Annotated in this window: 17 protein-coding genes, 1 pseudogene and 1 other annotated feature; of the genes and pseudogenes, 15 read left to right on the forward strand and 3 right to left on the reverse strand. The window is 59.7% G+C overall.

The window, feature by feature from the left end:
• Positions 1–139: 139 nt before the first annotated feature.
• The 14 genes from RCAS_RS26140 (at position 140) to ileS (ending at position 13,209) form a co-directional block, all read left to right on the forward strand.
• Positions 140–265, forward strand: a complete 126-nt coding sequence (locus tag RCAS_RS26140; RefSeq protein WP_269633335.1) for a hypothetical protein — start codon at positions 140–142, stop codon at positions 263–265.
• 61 nt (positions 266–326) lie between these two features.
• Entirely contained in the window at positions 327–737 is a 411-nt protein-coding gene (locus RCAS_RS01625) for a hypothetical protein (RefSeq protein WP_011997847.1), read from the forward strand.
• A gap of 172 nt (positions 738–909) precedes the next feature.
• The gene (locus RCAS_RS01630; protein ID WP_011997848.1) at positions 910–1,227 is read left to right on the forward strand and encodes a non-heme iron oxygenase ferredoxin subunit; all 318 of its coding nucleotides are present in this window, start codon (positions 910–912) and stop codon (positions 1,225–1,227) included.
• Positions 1,228–1,321: 94 nt separating this feature from the next.
• Positions 1,322–2,167, forward strand: a complete 846-nt coding sequence (locus RCAS_RS01635; RefSeq protein ID WP_011997849.1) for a sulfurtransferase — start codon at positions 1,322–1,324, stop codon at positions 2,165–2,167.
• A 4-nt stretch (positions 2,168–2,171) separates the two neighbouring features.
• Positions 2,172–2,630 (forward strand): SufE family protein, encoded by a 459-nt coding sequence (locus RCAS_RS01640; protein ID WP_011997850.1) that lies wholly within the window; start codon positions 2,172–2,174, stop codon positions 2,628–2,630.
• Positions 2,630–3,034 carry an iron-sulfur cluster assembly scaffold protein gene (locus RCAS_RS01645; protein ID WP_011997851.1) on the forward strand — a complete coding sequence of 135 codons (405 nt, stop codon included), beginning with the start codon at positions 2,630–2,632 and terminating at the stop codon, positions 3,032–3,034. The genes RCAS_RS01640 and RCAS_RS01645 overlap by 1 nt, the downstream gene beginning before the upstream one ends.
• Entirely contained in the window at positions 3,024–3,980 is a 957-nt protein-coding gene (locus RCAS_RS01650) for a PLP-dependent cysteine synthase family protein (RefSeq protein ID WP_011997852.1), read from the forward strand. The genes RCAS_RS01645 and RCAS_RS01650 overlap by 11 nt, the downstream gene beginning before the upstream one ends.
• 203 nt (positions 3,981–4,183) lie before the next feature.
• Entirely contained in the window at positions 4,184–4,660 is a 477-nt protein-coding gene (locus RCAS_RS01655) for a M67 family metallopeptidase (protein WP_011997853.1), read from the forward strand.
• A gap of 217 nt (positions 4,661–4,877) precedes the next feature.
• A complete protein-coding gene (locus tag RCAS_RS01660; protein WP_011997854.1) occupies positions 4,878–5,159 on the forward strand; it encodes a MoaD/ThiS family protein in 282 nt (93 codons plus the stop codon).
• Positions 5,160–5,182: 23 nt separating this feature from the next.
• The gene (gene moeB, locus RCAS_RS01665) at positions 5,183–6,334 is read left to right on the forward strand and encodes a molybdopterin-synthase adenylyltransferase MoeB (RefSeq protein ID WP_011997855.1); all 1,152 of its coding nucleotides are present in this window, start codon (positions 5,183–5,185) and stop codon (positions 6,332–6,334) included.
• 70 nt (positions 6,335–6,404) lie between these two features.
• Positions 6,405–6,614, forward strand: a complete 210-nt coding sequence (gene secG / locus RCAS_RS01670) for a preprotein translocase subunit SecG (RefSeq protein ID WP_011997856.1) — start codon at positions 6,405–6,407, stop codon at positions 6,612–6,614.
• A gap of 124 nt (positions 6,615–6,738) precedes the next feature.
• Positions 6,739–8,409: a peptide ABC transporter substrate-binding protein gene (locus RCAS_RS01675; RefSeq protein WP_011997857.1), complete on the forward strand. Its 1,671-nt coding sequence runs from the start codon at positions 6,739–6,741 to the stop codon at positions 8,407–8,409.
• A 252-nt stretch (positions 8,410–8,661) separates the two neighbouring features.
• Positions 8,662–9,528, forward strand: a complete 867-nt coding sequence (locus tag RCAS_RS01680; protein WP_011997858.1) for a sulfurtransferase — start codon at positions 8,662–8,664, stop codon at positions 9,526–9,528.
• A gap of 144 nt (positions 9,529–9,672) precedes the next feature.
• Positions 9,673–9,932, forward strand: a binding site (T-box leader).
• A gap of 37 nt (positions 9,933–9,969) precedes the next feature.
• Entirely contained in the window at positions 9,970–13,209 is a 3,240-nt protein-coding gene (gene ileS, locus RCAS_RS01685) for an isoleucine--tRNA ligase (RefSeq protein WP_011997859.1), read from the forward strand.
• Between the two features lie 177 nt (positions 13,210–13,386).
• On the opposite strand, the pseudogene RCAS_RS23600 reads toward ileS, so the two are convergent.
• From RCAS_RS23600 to RCAS_RS01700, 3 genes and pseudogenes are all read right to left on the reverse strand, one after another.
• Positions 13,387–14,301: pseudogene (locus RCAS_RS23600) on the reverse strand (Uma2 family endonuclease); the annotation flags it as partial.
• A gap of 282 nt (positions 14,302–14,583) precedes the next feature.
• Complete coding sequence (locus RCAS_RS01695) at positions 14,584–15,198, reverse strand: hypothetical protein (protein ID WP_041330131.1); 615 nt, start codon at positions 15,196–15,198, stop codon at positions 14,584–14,586.
• Between the two features lie 311 nt (positions 15,199–15,509).
• Positions 15,510–15,827, reverse strand: coding sequence for a sigma factor (locus tag RCAS_RS01700; RefSeq protein WP_049768777.1), 318 nt, complete (start codon positions 15,825–15,827; stop codon positions 15,510–15,512).
• A gap of 387 nt (positions 15,828–16,214) precedes the next feature.
• On the opposite strand from RCAS_RS01700, the gene RCAS_RS01705 reads away from it, so the two are divergent.
• Positions 16,215–17,096: a three-Cys-motif partner protein TcmP gene (locus RCAS_RS01705; RefSeq protein ID WP_011997862.1), complete on the forward strand. Its 882-nt coding sequence runs from the start codon at positions 16,215–16,217 to the stop codon at positions 17,094–17,096.
• Positions 17,097–17,098 lie beyond the last annotated feature (2 nt).

Consider the following 17,098-nt stretch of genomic DNA (forward strand, 5'->3'; position numbering starts at 1 on the left):
TGGTCATGCCGCGCGCAGCGACGGGTCATGCCGCGCGCAGCGAGGAATCTGCGCGGGTCGCGCACGACCCCTCGCGCGGCTCGGGGTGACCATGCCGGATGTTCACACGTAATTGGGTATACCATGATACCATGATACCGTGATTGATGACCTTGAGTTGCGCCTGCTGATCATCCCGCTCAAACTCCACGCCATACACCCGTCACCCGCGAGCACCTTCCGCACCCTGCCCCTCACTCCTGATCTGGCGCTCCACTGGTCATAACGACGTGGTACAATAGTACCGTTGTTACTACCGGTCATCGCTCGTTGGAGGTGCTGCACTCATGCAACCGATAGCCCTAACCCCCGAACTCGTCGCCCGCGCAGGCAAACATATTGCAGCAGCGCTGCGCCGCAATCCCGGGATCGATGCGGCTGCGCTCTGCGCATTGAACGGTCAGGTGCTGTGGGCAAGCGATCCGGCATTCGAACGCGCTGCGCCTTCCATCGCCCGAATTGGCATTATGTCGCTCAAGTTGTGGGTCAAGGTGCGCTCAGGCAGACTGGATCGGATAGGTCTGGTGACGGGGCAGGGCACGGTTGACATCATTTTCGTCCCTCCCATTGCGTCGGTGCTGGTCGCCAGCGGGCGCGACGCCGGAACCGGATGGCTGGAGAATGAGCCACTGGCGCTCCTCGAAGCGCTCGGTCTGCCAGCTCGCTCTCCTCTCGTCTCGCCCAATGGACGCCCATAACCCGCAGTTCCGTTCCGGCATCCTTACGTCAAAGCGCTCTTCCATTGGACGGGGAGATGCTCCGCAGCACGCGACGGTTCACAACGACGCCCACTATTCGGAGATGCTCGCAGTGCGCTTCTGACACCGGGATACCTGATACACTGTGCTGTTTGCTGAGGATCTCACCATCATGGCTGATTTTGTTCGACTTGCAACCATCCACGACCTGCCCGACGGGGGTATGCGCGCGGTTGAGTACAATGGACGGCGCATTGCGCTGTTTCGCGCCGGTGAAACCATTTATGCCACCGATGACATCTGTTCGCACGACTATGCGGAGTTGAGCGACGGGTTCTTCGATCCCGACGATTGTACGGTCGAGTGCCCGTTGCACGGCTCGCGCTTCGATGTGCGCACCGGACGCCCGCTGACCCTCCCGGCAGTGATGCCCATCGAGGTCTTCGAGGTGCAGCGCCAGGGTGATGATGTATTGGTGCGGATCGGTTAGGCGGTTGCGCTGCTTGACTCTTTCCCTCCCCAGACGTACAATATAGTTGAATAAATTGAGCGGTCTACTTCAGAATAGCACAGGGGAGGTCCTGATGAGTGGCTATGCTCACCCCGAGGCGCTGGTCGATACTGCCTGGGTTGCCGATCACCTGAACGACCCGAAGGTGCGGATCGTCGAGTGTGACGAAGATATTCTGCTCTATGATCAGGGGCATATTCCCGGCGCCGTCAAGATCGATTGGGTCGGCGAACTCAACGATCCTATCATCCGCGACTATCTGGATCGCGAACGGTTCGAGCGGTTGATGGTCTCGAAGGGGATCAGCAACGATACAACCGTCGTGTTCTATGGCGACAAGCACAACTGGTGGGCCACCTACGCGCTATGGGTATTCAAGCTGTTTGGTCACGCCGATGCGCGGATTATGAACGGCGGTCGCGCCAAATGGATCGCCGAAGGGCGTCCGCTGACGCGCGAGGTTCCATCCTACCCGCCAGGTGAGTACCACGCCCCTGAGCGCAATGATGCCGCTATTCGCGCGTTCCGCGATCAGGTGCTGGCGCATATCCGTCAGCCGGGTACGGCGCTCGTCGATGTGCGCAGTCCGCAGGAATACACCGGCGAACGCCTGCATATGCCGGAATATCCGCAGGAGGGTGCGCTGCGCGGCGGGCATATCCCCACAGCGGTCAACATTCCCTGGGCAAGCGCCGTTCGTGAGGATAGCACCTTCAAGAGCGCCGATGAATTGCGTGAACTGTATGCCGGTAAAGGGATTACGCCGGACAAGGACGTGATCGCGTACTGCCGCATTGGCGAACGGTCCAGCCATACCTGGTTCGTGCTGACGTACCTGCTTGGGTATCCGAACGTGCGCAACTACGATGGTAGCTGGACTGAATGGGGCAATGCGGTTGGTCTGCCAATCGAGAAGTAAGCGTATGGCTGTGTCCGACATACCTGCCGGTCTGCCGCCGCGTCTCCGCGCGATTGTCGAGGAGTTCCGCGCGGCGGACCGGGCGGAGAAACTGGAGTTGCTGCTCGAATACGCCGACCGTCTGCCGCCATTGCCGGAGCGGTGGCGGGATAATCGCGCCGCGATGGAACAGGTCCATGAATGCGCAACTCCAGTCTATGCCACTGCAGAGTCGCACGAGGGACGTCTGATATTCCATATCGATGTTCCCGAAGAGTCGCCGACTGTGCGCGGATATGCGGCGATCTTGCGCGAAGGGTTGGAAGGCGCCGCGCCAGAGATGGTGCTCGCCATTCCTGGCGATTTCTTCTATGCGATGGGTTTGCAGCATGTGCTGTCGCCACAGCGTCTGAACGGCATCAGTTACCTGCTCGCATACCTGAAACGGCTCGCCGCGCGCGAACTGGCAAAGCGGAACATGTGATGGATCGAACGGCACTCATCGCGCGTCTACTGGATCATTATGAACATCCCCGCAATCGCGGTTCACTGCCAGACGCTGATGTAACGCAAACTGGCGGCATCCCCGATTGTGGTGATGTGGTGACGGTGTATTTGAAGATTGATCCGCCTGACCGGGTTGTTGCCATATCGTTCGAGGGACAGGGATGCACCATCTCACAGGCAGCGGCGTCCATTCTGAGCGAGCGAGTGATCGGTTCGACATTCGCGGAGATCGAGGCGATAACCCTCGATGAGATGATCGATTTCCTCGGTCGTGAGGCGGTCCAAACACGTCCACGCTGTGCAACGCTGGCGCTGCGCACGCTGAAGGCGGCGATTGCCGCCTATCGAAGGGGAGCCTATTGTGAGCCGTGTGGCGCTTGAAGAACGCATCGACCGCCGCAGGACGCTGATCGATCTGGTCGGCAATACGCCGCTCCTGCGTCTCGCCCGGATCGATCTCGATCTGCCGCCTGATGTCGCGGTGTACGCCAAGGCGGAATGGTACAACCCCGGCGGTTCGGTTAAGGATCGCCCGGCGCTGTGGATGATCCGCGACGGCGAACGGCGCGGTCTGTTGCGTCCGGGTATGCGCATCGCTGATGCCACAAGCGGCAACACCGGTATTGCCTACGCCACGCTCGGTGCGGCGCTCGGCTACCGGGTGACGCTGGCGCTGCCCGCTAATGCCAGCCCGGAGCGGTTGCGCATTCTTCGTTCCCTCGGCGCTGAACTCGTGCTGACCGATCCACTCGAAGGCATGGACGCGGCGATCCGCAGGATTCGCGCCCTGGTGCAGGAATACCCGGAACGCTATTTCTACCCCGATCAGTACAACAATCCTGCCAATCCGCGCGCCCACGAGGAGAGCACCGGTCCCGAAATCTGGGTGCAGACCGGCGGCCAGGTGACCCATTTTGTGGCGGCGCTGGGAACCAGTGGCACATTTATGGGGACGGGACGCTTCCTGCGCGCGCAAAACCCGAATGTGCGCCTGTTCGCCGTTCAGCCCGACGGACCGTACCACGCGCTCGAAGGCGTCAAGCATATGGCGACGACGGCGCTGGTTCCGGGCATCTACGATCCGACGCTCGCCGATGCGATCATTGAGGTCCGCAGCGAAGAAGCCTTTGCGATGGCGCGTCGCCTGGCGCGCGTGGAAGGGTTGATGGTCGGCGTCTCCGCAGCCGCGAATGTCGTCGCGGCGTTGCGCATCGCCCGTGAATTGCGCCGGGGAGTCGTGGTGACCATCCTGTGCGATGGCGCCGCCAAATACCTCAGTGATCACTTCTGGGACGACGGCGATGGACGAGACGGCGAGGGAATCTGAACGCGACACATGGGGGGTGCATCCGACCTGAAAAAAAGTGTTTCACGTGAAACACGCATGTTGAAAGTTGCACGTGGGAATCCGAATCTTTATTGTATCTGATCGGCTTCTCACTGCAGAATGTCCCTTGTTTCCTATTGGTACGTGTCCTGACCTCAAGGTTCTTAGAAGAGAGGGATTGTGCGTGACCGGAAAATACCCAAATGATGATCGTTCTTCCTGAGCACATGCGGATCGCCATCGCGCGGCATGCGGAAGAGACTTATCCTGACGAGTGCGTTGGGTTGCTCTTGGGGCGGATCGATGGATCGCGCATGGAAGTAGAGGACGTCTTCCCGGCGCCCAATCGATGGACGGTTGACGTGGGGTTGACGCCAACCGATGCGGATCATTCCCTGCGCGACCGCTTCTACCTCGATCCGCGCGATTATCTGCGCGCTGAACGCATGGCGCGCGAGCGCAACCTCGATGTCGTTGGGTGCTATCACTCGCATCCCGACCATCCGGCAATCCCGTCGCCGCGCGACCTGACCGGCGCGCAGGGCATTGGCGGTGGTTCGCAGTTCGCATTCCTCATTCAGAGCGTGCGCGAAGGGCGTGCTGCCGAATTGACCGCCTGGACGCTGGATGATGCCGGAATGCGCTTTGTGCCTGAGGAGACGGTTGAACGCCTCCGGTAGAATCAGTGCGATGCACCGATTCCTGATCGCGGGCGAAAGAAGGTTTCAGGAGGGAACACGGTGAACGTTCCACGCTGAATGCTCTTCACACAAAGGCGCAAAGGTTGCGGATTGAAGGTGGAAGGTGAGCAGAAGGCAGGGCACAGGTTAAATCGAAAGCCAACCCTACTCTCCGGTTCTCAGTTCTTCGTTCTCAGTTCTCCAAAGAGGTCACACGATGGCAGTCACCGTAACGATTCCAACCGCACTGCGCCAGTACACCGGCGGCAACGCCAGTGTCGCGCTGGCAACCGGTTCTGTAGGGCAGATTCTGGCTGCATTGAGCGAGCAGTACCCGCAACTTGGCAAACATCTGTACAACGAGCAGGGTACGCTGCGCAGTTTTGTCAACATTTATGTCGGCGATGAGGATATTCGCCACCTTCAGGGGATCGAAACCCCTGTCCCTGATGGCGAAACCGTCAGTATTATTCCGGCAATCGCCGGCGGCGTTCGATAACTATCATGGTATGGAGCGGAGTGATGATACTGTCTTCTCTGTCGAATGAAGAGATTCGCCGGTATTCGCGGCATTTGATTCTGCCTGAGTTTGGCATGGAAGGGCAACGCAAACTCAAGCAGGGCAGCGTGCTCCTGATCGGAACCGGCGGGCTTGGGTCGCCGCTGGCGCTGTACCTTGCCGCTGCTGGCGTGGGACATATCGGTCTGGTTGATTTCGACATCGTCGACGAAAGCAACCTGCAACGCCAGATCATTCACGGCACATCCACGCTGGGCATTCGCAAGACCGAGTCGGCAAAGATGCGCTTGCGCGATCTCAATCCGCACATCGATATCGCCACGTATGAGACGCAGATCACATCCGAGAACGCCTTTGACTTGATGCGTCCCTACGATGTCATCGTCGATGGCACCGACAACTTCCCGACGCGCTACCTGACGAACGATGCCTGCGTCATGCTCGGCAAACCCAACGTCTACGGTTCGATCTTTCGCTTCGAGGGGCAGGCGACGGTCTTTTCGCCGAAGCATGGCGGTCCGTGCTACCGTTGTCTCTACCCTGAGCCGCCGCCGCCGGGTCTGGTGCCGAGTTGCGCCGAAGGGGGCGTGCTCGGCGTACTTCCCGGCGTCATTGGAACAATCCAGGCGACCGAGGCGATTAAGCTGCTCACCGGCATCGGCGAGCCGCTGATCGGGCGTTTGCTGCTCTATGATGCCCTGGCAATGCGCTTCCGCGAACTGAAATTGCGTCGCAACCCTGATTGTCCGGTGTGTGGTGATCACCCAACCGTCACGGAACTGATCGATTATCAGCAGTTCTGCGGCATTTCGCCGGAAGAAGCGCACCGCGACGCAACCATCGAGATCACGCCGGCCGAAGTCGCCGAATGGTTGCAGAGCGATCATCCGCCCTTCCTGCTCGATGTGCGCGAGGCAAATGAGTGGGAGATCTGCCATCTGCCGGGCGCCGTGCGTATTTCAGTCAACGAACTTGCTGAGCGGATGAACGAACTCGACAGTGCGGTCGAAATGGTCGTCTACTGTCGCAGCGGCGTGCGCAGCGCACGCGCGGTCGACCTGTTGCGCCAGGCCGGTTTCCGCAAGGTGAAAAACCTGGCCGGCGGCATCCTCCGCTGGGCGGATGAGGTGGACCCCGGCGTGCCAAAGTACTGAGTTGGCATCCTGCCGCGCTGATGGTATAATATCGCCCTGTGACCGGAGACTGGAACAGCAGGACGAAAACGTGGAAATCGCTCTCTACACCGCCCTTATTATTGTCAGCGCGGCATTGACATTTCTTGTGGTTGTGCAGGGGCGCACGGCGGGATTGCAACAGCGCGATACCATCTATCGCACAAAGCGCGGCATCGAGAAGACGATGCACCAGGCGACAATTGCGCTCGCGGTTGTGTTTCTCCTGCTGGCGCTGATTGCCAGTCTGCCGATCTGGTGACGTTGATGCTTCGAAATCGCTTTCAACAGGACAGGGCGGGCAGCCTTATCCGGGCGCTTCTTCCTCATAGTCGCGTCTGCTCCTGGTGTTCAGGGCGCGCGCGATCACTTTCCTCGCTAAATCCATGGCTCGCCGCATTCGCTGGCAGATTCTGATAGCTGCGATCAGTTCCCTGACCGTGCTCCTCCTCATGAGTTACCTGGCGCTGACGCGCGCATCGGTCGCCCGTCCGCTGACAGGCGGTGATTATGTCGAAGGGGTCGTCGGCGCACCGCTGCATCTCAATCCACTGCTGGTCGATCCTGCCGCCGATCCGGTTGCTGCCGATCTACACCGCCTGATCTTTGAGGGATTGACACGCCCCGGTCCTGATGGATTGCCCATGCCGGCGCTTGCCGAGTCCTGGACGGTCGATGACAGTGGGACGGTCTACACCTTTACGCTGCGCAGCGGCGTCGCCTGGCACGATGGCGCGCCGGTGACGGTCGATGATGTGCTGTTCACGATGCGCGCCGTGCAGGGTCCTGCGTTTGCCGGTGATCAGAATGTCGCCGCTTTCTGGCGCACGGTTCTGGTTGATCGCGCCGGAGAGCGCAGCGTCAGTTTCCGCCTTGACTCTCCATTTGCGCCTTTCTTAAGGTTGACTGGTTTTCCGATCCTGCCGGCGCACCTGTTGCGTGATACGCCGCCGGAACAGTGGGAGGCGATGGCATTCAACCGCTTGCCGGTTGGCGCCGGTCCGTATCGATTGATCGAACGAGATGATCAACATGCTCTTTTGCGCGCCAACTCGTCCTACTTTGGTTCGCCGCCGTTCATTGAAACGATTGAACTGCGGTTCTTCCGCACCGAACAGGATGCGCTCGCAGCCCTGACGCGCGGTGACATTCAGGGTCTTGCTTTCCTGAGCACCGGCGCCCTGGCGGATGTGAACCTGCCGCGCAATGTGGTGCGCCGACAGGCATTGCTGGATGCCTGCACCGTCCTGACCTTCAATCTACGCGATGGTCCGCTCACTGAGATTGGCGTGCGCCGCGCATTGGCGATGGCGCTCGATAAGGATGCGTTGATCGCCGGAGTGCTGAACGGTCAGGTCGCACGGCTTGATACGCCGATCCTGCACGGATGGTGGGCTGAAGCGCCTGATGTGCAGTGGTACGAACCCGATCCCGCACGAGCCGTATCCGCACTCGATGCGCTGGGATACGTCGCCGGCGCCGATGGCATTCGCGCACGCAACGGTCAACGACTTGCCTTTACCCTCCTGACCGACAGTTCTCCCAAACGGCGCGCGGTAGCAGAAGAGATCGCCCGCCAGTGGAGCGCCATCGGCGTGCGCATTGTGATCGAGCAGGTTGAGTCCGGCGATCTCCAGCGCCGTTTGGAAACCCACGACTTTACTATGGCGCTGCACGGCTGGCAACGGCTCGGTTCCGATCCCGACGTCTTTGAACTCTGGCATTCGAGCCAGGCGGAACGCGGACGGAACTACACAGGTCTGACCGATGCTGACATTGATGAACTGCTCTACAACGCGCGTAAAATCTACGACATCGCTGACCGCGCCGCGCTCTACAACGAATTTCAGCAACGCTGGGTCGATCTGGCGCCGGGGATTATGCTGTATCAACCGTTCCTGATTCATGCCACCGTTGCCGACCTTGGCAGCATCATCGCTGTTGCGCCTGATGAAGCCGTTTCGCCGCGCCTGATCATGGGGCGCGAGGGGCGCTTCGCCGACGTCAACCGTTGGTATCTGCGCAGCGATCGCGAAATCCGCGGCGATTTGCGGTGAGAGGTGTGAGGCGAGAGGTGTGAGGTGTGAGGTGTGAGGCGAGAGGTGTGAGGTGTGAGGTGTGAGGTGTGAGGCAGGAGGGTTGCAGCGGTATGAGGCGAGAGGTAAGAGGTGTGAGGCAGGAGGGTTGCAGGTGAGAATATGCCCGACCCTTGAAGTCTTCGCCGTTAATCGATTGCTGCGGCCAAATCTCATCAGGGGGCGCTTCTGGCTATCGGTCCGAACGTATGCCGACCTCAAGGGACTTTAAGTATGACTACTGACCATCTCGTATCTCTCGACTGGCTCGCAGAACGCCTGAATGACCCGGATATCCGCATTGCCGACCTGCGCTGGTATCTGCTGGAGCCGGGGCGCGGGCGCACAGAGTATCTGGAAGCGCACATCCCCGGCGCGGTATATCTCGACATTGACACCGATCTTTCCGCCCCGCCGTTTCAGGGACCAGGACGCCATCCCATTCCCGCACCGGAAGCCTTCGCCGCTGTCGCGTCGCGCACCGGGATTGGTTCCAAGACGCATGTCATAGCCTACGACAGCGTCGGTGGCGCGTATGCAGCGCGTCTCTGGTGGTTGCTGCGCTACTTCGGGCACGAGCGCGTGTCGCTCCTCGATGGCGGATGGCCCGCGTGGGTCGCTGCCGGTTTGCCGGTCGAGTCAGGCGAGGTGACGCCGCCGCCAACGATGTTCATCCCGCACCCAAACCGGGCGATGGTAGTGGATGCTGATACTGTGGATGTGTTGCGCCGCGATCCGCGCGTGCTGATTCTCGATGCGCGCGCAGCGGAACGTTACCAGGGGATCGCCGAACCACTCGACCCGCGCGCAGGTCATATTCCGGGAGCAGTGTCTGCGCCATACGCCGACAATGTCGATGCCGACGGACGGATGCGTTCGGTGGAGGAACTGCGGGCGCGCTACGCTGCACTTGGCGCCGACCGTGCCGAAACCATCGTCTGCTACTGCGGCTCTGGCGTCACCGCTGCACATACCATCCTGGCGCTCGCACGCGCCGGTTGGAAGAACACACTCCTCTACGAAGGCTCCTGGAGCGACTGGTCGCGTGACCCCGCTCGCCCCGCTGCAACCGGATCGGAACCGTGGGGCGGTGAAGGTTGAAGACCTGCCCGACCCCTGCGGATGTGACTGTCACCATCCTGGCTCGCATCCCGCCAGGGGCAGACGGGAAACGTGCGCGATGTCGGTCGCCGTGAGGCGCCCGGTTCTCAGTTCTTGGTTCTTGGTTCTATGGTATAATACAGTGCAAAGGCCGTGACGGAGACGAGTAGGCGATAGCAAACCGGTCAGCGAACGCGCGGGTGGTGTGAGGCGCGTCTGTGTTTGGTCGCTGAAGATCACTCCTGAGCCGGGGGGCGAACGCTGCTGTTGCGCGCCAGTAGTCTGCTCCGGTCTCGCCGACCGTTATCCCGGCGGAGGCGTGATAGCGCCTTAATGAGTGCAGTCGATGACGCATCGGCTGAATCAGGGTGGTACCGCGGGGTTTTCCTCACCTCGTCCCTGCTGAGGGGCGGGGGTTTTTTGTTGGCAAGGAGGTTGCGCATGGCGTTTCAGCCTGTCGATACCAGGGTCAACTTTCCGCGACTCGAGGAACAGATTCTCGATCTGTGGCAGCGCAAGCAGATTGTCGAGCGCAGTCTGGAATCTGGCGATAAGCCGTTCGTCTTCTACGAAGGACCGCCGACGGCGAATGGTCGTCCCGGCATCCACCATGCCATCTCACGCATCTTCAAAGATGTCATCTGCCGCTACCGCGCTATGCAGGGTTACAAGATCATCGGGCGACGCGAAGGGTGGGACACCCACGGTCTGCCGGTGGAGATCGAGGTCGAAAAGAAACTCGGCTTCAGCGGCAAGCCCGACATCGAAAAATATGGTGTAGCGGAGTTCAATGCGCAGTGCCGCCAGAGCGTCTGGGAATATATTCAGGACTGGCGCCAGTTCACGCGCCGCATTGCCTACTGGGTGAGCGAAGACGCCTATATCACCTACGAAAATGATTACATCGAGTCGCTCTGGTGGATCTTCCGTCAGTTATGGGATCGCGGCTTGCTCTTCCGCGATTACAAGGTCTCGATGCACTGCCCGCGCTGCGGCACATCTCTCTCGGATCATGAAGTATCGCTCGGCTTCAAGGACGATGTAGACGATCCGAGTGTGTGGGTGAAGTTCCGCGTGCGCGAGACGAGCCACGAAGCGTTGCGTGGAGCATCGTTCGTGGCGTGGACGACGACCCCCTGGACGCTTCCCGCAAATGTGGCGCTTGCTGTTAAGCCCGACGCCGCGTATGTCGTCGTATCACACGACGGCGAACGGTTCGTGCTGGCGGAGGCGCTGCTCCACAGCGTTCTTGGCGACGGCGTGACCGTTGAGCGCACGTTCCAGGGCGCCGATCTGGTCGGCACGCGCTACGAGAACCTGTTCGACGGCGTTCCCGCGCCCGGTGACACGGTGGATTGGTCTCGCGCCTATACGGTCGTTGCCGATGATTTCGTGTCGCTGGAGGATGGCACCGGCATCGTACACATCGCGCCGGCCTATGGCGACCTCGAGATCGGCAGGAAGTACGGCTTGCCGACCCTCTTTTCGGTCGATCTGGCAGGCAATGTGCTGCCAGAGTTTGCCTCGCTCGGCTTTGCCGGCAAGTTCTTCAAACAGGCGGACCCCGACATCACGCGCAACCTGAAGGCGCGCGGCTTGCTGCTGAGGAGCGGGCGTGTCAAGCACTCGTACCCCTTCTGCTGGCGCTGTGATACGCCGCTGCTCTACTATGCCAAACGCTCGTGGTACATCCGCACAACCGCGATGAAAGATCGCCTGGTGGCGAACAACCTGCTGATCCACTGGGTGCCAGAGCACATCCGCGATGGGCGATTCGGCAACTGGCTGGAAAACAATATCGACTGGGCTGTGAGCCGTGAGCGTTACTGGGGCACACCCATCCCGATCTGGATGGCAGAAGACGGCTACGCCGAATGCATCGGCTCGCTGGCGGAACTGGAGCAGAAAGTCGGGCGCACCCTGAAGGACCTGGAACTGCATCGTCCCTATGTTGATGAGATTACCTGGGTCGATCCGCAGCACGGGTTGATGCGCCGCATCCCCGACGTTGCCGACTGCTGGTTCGACTCTGGCGCCATGCCCATTGCGCAGTGGCACTATCCGATGGAGAACACCGAGATTTACGAATTGGCGAAGCAAGCGGATTACATTTGCGAAGCGGTTGATCAGACACGCGGCTGGTTCTACACGCTGCACGCCATCTCCACGCTGCTCTTCGACCGTCCGGCATTCAAGAATGTCATCTGCCTGGGGCACATTCTCGACGCCGAGGGTCAGAAGATGAGCAAGTCGCGCGGCAATGTCGTCGATCCCTGGACGGTGATGAACGAGCACGGCGCCGATGCGCTGCGCTGGTATCTGTTCACTGCCGCGCCTCCCGGCAGCCCGCGCCGCTTCTCGGCAGGGCTGGTCGCCGAAAGTTTGCGCAAGTTCCTGCTGACGCTGTGGAACACGTACGCATTCTTCGCCACCTATGCCAATCTCGATGGCTGGACGCCAACGAAGGACGGCGTTGATCAGCATCTCGATCCGGCGACCCTCGTTCCCATCGACCGGTGGGCGCTGGCGCGGTTGAACAGCCTGGTGCGCACCGTGACCGATGCTTTCGAGGCGTATGATGTTACAACGGCAGCACGCGCCATCGAGGATTTTGTCGATGAACTGTCGAACTGGTATGTGCGACGCAACCGGCGGCGCTTCTGGAAGAGCGAGCACGACCGCGACAAGCAGGCGGCATATGCGACGCTCTACACCTGTCTGCTCACGGTGGCAAAACTGGCAGCGCCCTTCGTGCCGTTCGTCGCCGAGGCGATCTACCGCAACCTGGTGGGGCTGGAAGGGCACGAGGGGCAGACCGATACACCGGAGAGCGTTCATCTTGTCGCGTGGCCACAGGTCAACGAAGCATTGCTCGAAGAGCGCCTGGTGGCAGATACAGAAGTGTTGCTGAAAGCCGTTTCAGTCGGGCGCGCGGCGCGACGCGCGGCAGGCATCAAGGTCCGCCAACCACTGCGCGAGTTGTGGGTGCGCGCGCTAACCCCGACCGCCCTCGAAGGTCTGCGGCGCTTCGAGGCGGAACTGCGCGACGAACTCAACGTCAAAGCGGTACGCTACCTCGACAGCACTGCCACGCTGGTCGAGTACCGCCTCAAGCCCAACCTGCGGTTGGTTGGTCGCAAATATGGAAAACTGGTGCCTGCCATCACCGCAGCACTCCGCGATCTGACCGGTGATGCGGCACGCGCGGCGGCGCAGGCAGTCGAAGCCGGAGAAACCATTACACTCACGCTCGAAGGGCAGGCGATTGACTTGCTGCCAGAAGAAGTGCTGGTTGAGAGCAGTTCGCCAGAAGGGTACGCGGTAGCGGAAGATGGCGGCGTCCTTGTGGCGCTCGACACAACCCTGACGCCGGAGTTGACGATGGAGGGGCTGGCGCGCGAATTGGTGCGCAACATCCAGGATGCGCGCAAAGACGCCGGGTTTGCCATTAGCGATCGGATCATCGTCTTCCTTGGCGGCGCCGACGGTGATGCCGCAGTGGAAGCGATGCTGCGCGCCTGGGGCGACTATGTGCGCGAAGAGACGCTGGCGGACGACCTGCGGCTCTGCGCGCCGCCGGATCACGTCCACACTACCTCGCTCGAACTCGATGAAGGGCGCACGCTCACCATCGGCGTGAGCAGGGGCGGAACTGAGACCCGGCCGCATGGGTACGTCTGAAACCGCAGCAGTAGGGTCGGGTCTGCGACCCGACCCTCGGTCGGGTCTGCAACCCGACCGAGTCACACACCCGACCGCACCGCCACGTCGCAGACCCGACCGCAGCCCCATGCCCCCTCTATGGACGGGTCTGAGACCTGTCCATAGAGGGGGCGGGTCTGAGACCCGCCCCCTTCTACCCCCCCGACGCAATCGGTGCAGTTCTTCTTCGAGGGCGCGCAGGCGCGCTTCAACTTCGGCGCGCGCCTGCGCTTCACGTTGCGCCCGTTCCGCCTCCCGCTGCGCCCGTTCCTCGGCTTCGTGGCGCGCCCGCGCTTCCGCTGCGCGCGCTTCCGCCTCCCGCTGCGCCTGTTCCGCCTCCCGCTGCGCTCGTGCTGCTGCCTCCGCCGCCTGCCGCACGACGGTCGCGTAGCTACCGAACGGTACGCCGCGTTCGTCGTAGCAGACAACGTGATCCCGCTCGATACCCAGCCACAGGTTGGCGATCACCAGATGCACCCGCCCTGCTGCGTCCGGCGGGTACAGCCGGTACGCATCCCCCTCCAACCGATAGTCAAGCAGGCGCAGACGTCGCTCACGACCGCCGCGACTCATATTGTCCACAATCACGTACTGCGCCACCCCCGCGCGCGCGTAGTGCTCCACCTTGCGCTCCAGGTCGTTCTCGCGCGTCTCCGGCGAGGTGATCTCGATGATCAGCGCCGGACGCGCGCCTTCGACCGCCACCTCGAATGTGCTCCAGTCCTGCCGTTCGCGGATGCCGGGAATGACCATCACATCCGGTCCGTGCGGACGCAGGTCGGGGATGTCCCAGGCAATGCGCACATCGCTCAGGACGATGGCGACCCCCGCCTCCTCCAGACGGGCGCGCAGCACGGCGGTGAGGTACATCCGGTCGGTCGCGTGGCGGCCGCTGTGCACAATGAAATCTCCCGTTTCAGGGTGCAGGACGTCCTCGAGCGTCAGCGGAACCTGTTCCAGGTGATGGGGATCATCGGGAGTTGGGCGCGGCACGAAGCGCCAGCCATAGCGGAAGGGATCGTCGGCGGGCGCCGCATCCGGCGGCTCGGCGGGGATGGTCGTCTGGGTCAGCGCGGGTCCTCCCTGGCGCGTCCGGTTATCAGGACAGGTGTGGCGGTCAGGCAATTCTGCACAGCATCATTGTACCATATCCGCACACGTGTGCGGTGCGAGAAGGAAGCGCAGCACCCGGCAGTGCAAGAGGCTTCGTCTTCAACAGCAGTGAAAGCACTGAAAAGGAAGGCAGGCAACTTTCTGCATCCCTTCCTTTCTGACATCAGTAGTCGAATAATTCTATCAGAAATGCGGGTATTCGTGCATATCGTGTGAACATCGATCCTGCCGCGTCGAAGTCTACCGGGCCAGACAATTCTGACATATCTTGAGCGACGAGGCCTGATTGCGCATAGAAGTCATATCAGGCGTATCTGAGCGGTAATCACCGTAATTGCCGCCATAACTCTCATTTTCATAATGAAATGCCCGATTACAGTTGCTATAGAGTCGCACCGACTCTATCCGGTTGTCCCAGGCGCCAAGAGACGGAAGCAGAAACGCCGATCCATCCGAAGGGCAGGGCATCATGCCGGTTGTAGTTAGAGATGCGCCTCTATAGTTGGTGTCGTCATACTCGATAGTGAGCACAAAGCTGCTTTGTGCGGGGTGTACATCGGTTGCTGATTGGCTATGCAGCATGTCGTCCGATAAATCATCAGGCGAGGCTGAAGGAGGAAGATGCACACGTCCATCGGTTGCAACCGCGATGGCTTCAAAGGTCGGATAGCACCCGCGCCAGGCGACCGGCGCAGCGCTGCTTCCAGGCGCCGTTGCTTCGGCATACACGACGCAGTGCTCACCCTGTTCTTGTGCATTGCTTATCGAGAGACGCGATTCGCTTGTGTTCACGAGAGCGCTTATGACCAGCAACAACCCGATGATGATGGTGAACAGCGTTGGCTTGAGAGTCATGGTGTTCCTCCTTTTCGTATTCTGGCGGATAAGATACGACTTCCAGCACATCTTGCGATGATGCACCAGGAGATTTTCTATCTATCTTCGGGTAATTCCGACGGTGAAGTCGTACACGAACGGATGATGGATGATCAAAGTTCGCGTCTCGTTCGTTGCTGGCATAATCTCAATAGCTTGCAGAGCATTTGCTTCCAGCCTGAGATTCAGCGTTTCAACAGATTCTTTTGGATCATTGATCTCATATTTTAGTATATACCCGCCATAACCATCATATACCCCAGAACCCCAATCAGAAATTTTCTCCAATTCTATCGTTGAGTGCTTGCGACGTCTAACATCAGTGACAGCATTAGCGGCAATACGAAACAATCATGCAGAAAAAGGGACTCCGCAATTTTTGTATTTTGGGAGCGCTGTGAAAGCCTGTAAAAAACCTGTTGTGTAAGATCGGCTGCGTCATCATCATTGTCGAGGCGCGTTCGTAAGTACTTATAGACACGAGAGGCATAGCGATAGTACAATACACCAAAAGCAGCCCGGTCTTGTTTCGCTGCTTCAACGAGCATTGATTCATCTTTCTCGAATAGTGAAACTTGAAAAATGAGCGCGTCTGGACTGATATCCATGCATCAACCCCCATATGTGCCACTCAAAGCGCCTCTCGGTCGAACAGCGCATATTTTACTTACGTCACTCATGGAAACGTAGAAATCGAAAAAATCTCTCACACCTGTTTCGACCCTATCGGTCAACACTCGAGCGATGGACTGCAACAGGCGCTGCCCGACGCGGTGCGCTGCTTGTCGTGAGATGCACGCCATCGCCACGTTGATGCGCGATATTGGCGACACCGCCAGCCCCGGCGCGATCATCGCGCACGCGCACGACACCACGGCGCCCTGGGTGATATGCTGGCAGCAGTGGGAGGGGTGACGAACATGCGAGAGGTGGAAGATGGTTGACCTATCGTATATGTTGCAGTACAATTGTGCTAGACATATCGGAACAACTGTATGACCACTCATACCTTTGGCGGTGACTGGACAGACGATAAGTTAGAGCGATTGCGGAAGTACCTGGCGGCATACACAACGATTTTTAATAAGAATGAGCGCGCACGAAAACTGAAAACCATTTATGTGGATGCCTTTGCCGGAACAGGGTACCGCGACCGGAAGACGCAACCGAATGATCAATTGCCCCTCTTTCCTGAACTGGAACAACCCGAAGCGGCTGCGTTTCTCGACGGCAGCGCGCGCATTGCGCTCGGAGTCGAGCCGCCGTTTAAGCAATACCTGCTTATCGAACGCGATTCGAAAAGGGAGCAGGCGCTGCAACAACTCAAACGCGATTTTCCTGACAAACAGATCAAGATTGTCAAAGAGGATGCCAATAACTATCTCACGCAGTGGTGTGCTGAGCAAGACTGGCGATATTCTCGCGCCGTGGTTTTCCTTGATCCTTATGGCATGCAGGTATCCTGGGGTTTGATCGAGGCATTGGCTCGAACTAAAGCAATAGATCTATGGTTTCTGTTTCCCCTGGGTGTAGCGGTCAATCGTCTGCTGACGAGAAAAGCGCCGCCAACCGGCGCGTGGGCTGATGCTTTGACCAGAATTCTCGGTACGGATGCTTGGAAGAGCGCGTTTTATGTTCAAAAGAACCAGCTCACGCTCTTTGGCGAGGAAGAGTCCTGTGAGAAAGAGGCTGATTTTGAACGGATCGGGCGTTTCTTCGTCGAACGACTGAAAACGGTTTTCTACGGAGTGGCAGAAAATCCCTTGCCCCTGCGCAATTCTCGTCATAATCCACTCTATTTGCTCTGTTTTGCGTCGGGCAATCCAAAGGGGTCACAGACAGCTATCAAGATCGCCCAACATATCCTGAGCACGTGAGC

Origin of the sequence: Roseiflexus castenholzii DSM 13941 (genome assembly GCF_000017805.1) — a bacterium.
GTDB classification, from domain to species: domain Bacteria; phylum Chloroflexota; class Chloroflexia; order Chloroflexales; family Roseiflexaceae; genus Roseiflexus; species Roseiflexus castenholzii.

What these genes read in the sequence shown, in the direction of transcription:
- ileS (WP_011997859.1), top strand. Translation starts at nt 9,970, where the DNA reads ATGGCGTTTCAGCCTGTCGATACCAGGGTCAACTTTCCGCGACTCGAG.
- RCAS_RS01680 (WP_011997858.1), top strand. Translation starts at nt 8,662, where the DNA reads ATGACTACTGACCATCTCGTATCTCTCGACTGGCTCGCAGAACGCCTG.
- RCAS_RS01660 (WP_011997854.1), top strand. Translation starts at nt 4,878, where the DNA reads ATGGCAGTCACCGTAACGATTCCAACCGCACTGCGCCAGTACACCGGC.
- RCAS_RS01625 (WP_011997847.1), top strand. Translation starts at nt 327, where the DNA reads ATGCAACCGATAGCCCTAACCCCCGAACTCGTCGCCCGCGCAGGCAAA.
- RCAS_RS01675 (WP_011997857.1), top strand. Translation starts at nt 6,739, where the DNA reads ATGGCTCGCCGCATTCGCTGGCAGATTCTGATAGCTGCGATCAGTTCC.
- RCAS_RS01700 (WP_049768777.1), bottom strand. Translation starts at nt 15,827, where the DNA reads ATGGATATCAGTCCAGACGCGCTCATTTTTCAAGTTTCACTATTCGAG.
- RCAS_RS01630 (WP_011997848.1), top strand. Translation starts at nt 910, where the DNA reads ATGGCTGATTTTGTTCGACTTGCAACCATCCACGACCTGCCCGACGGG.
- RCAS_RS01635 (WP_011997849.1), top strand. Translation starts at nt 1,322, where the DNA reads ATGAGTGGCTATGCTCACCCCGAGGCGCTGGTCGATACTGCCTGGGTT.
- RCAS_RS01655 (WP_011997853.1), top strand. Translation starts at nt 4,184, where the DNA reads ATGATGATCGTTCTTCCTGAGCACATGCGGATCGCCATCGCGCGGCAT.
- RCAS_RS01640 (WP_011997850.1), top strand. Translation starts at nt 2,172, where the DNA reads ATGGCTGTGTCCGACATACCTGCCGGTCTGCCGCCGCGTCTCCGCGCG.
- RCAS_RS01645 (WP_011997851.1), top strand. Translation starts at nt 2,630, where the DNA reads ATGGATCGAACGGCACTCATCGCGCGTCTACTGGATCATTATGAACAT.
- RCAS_RS01705 (WP_011997862.1), top strand. Translation starts at nt 16,215, where the DNA reads ATGACCACTCATACCTTTGGCGGTGACTGGACAGACGATAAGTTAGAG.
- RCAS_RS01695 (WP_041330131.1), bottom strand. Translation starts at nt 15,198, where the DNA reads ATGACTCTCAAGCCAACGCTGTTCACCATCATCATCGGGTTGTTGCTG.
- moeB (WP_011997855.1), top strand. Translation starts at nt 5,183, where the DNA reads ATGATACTGTCTTCTCTGTCGAATGAAGAGATTCGCCGGTATTCGCGG.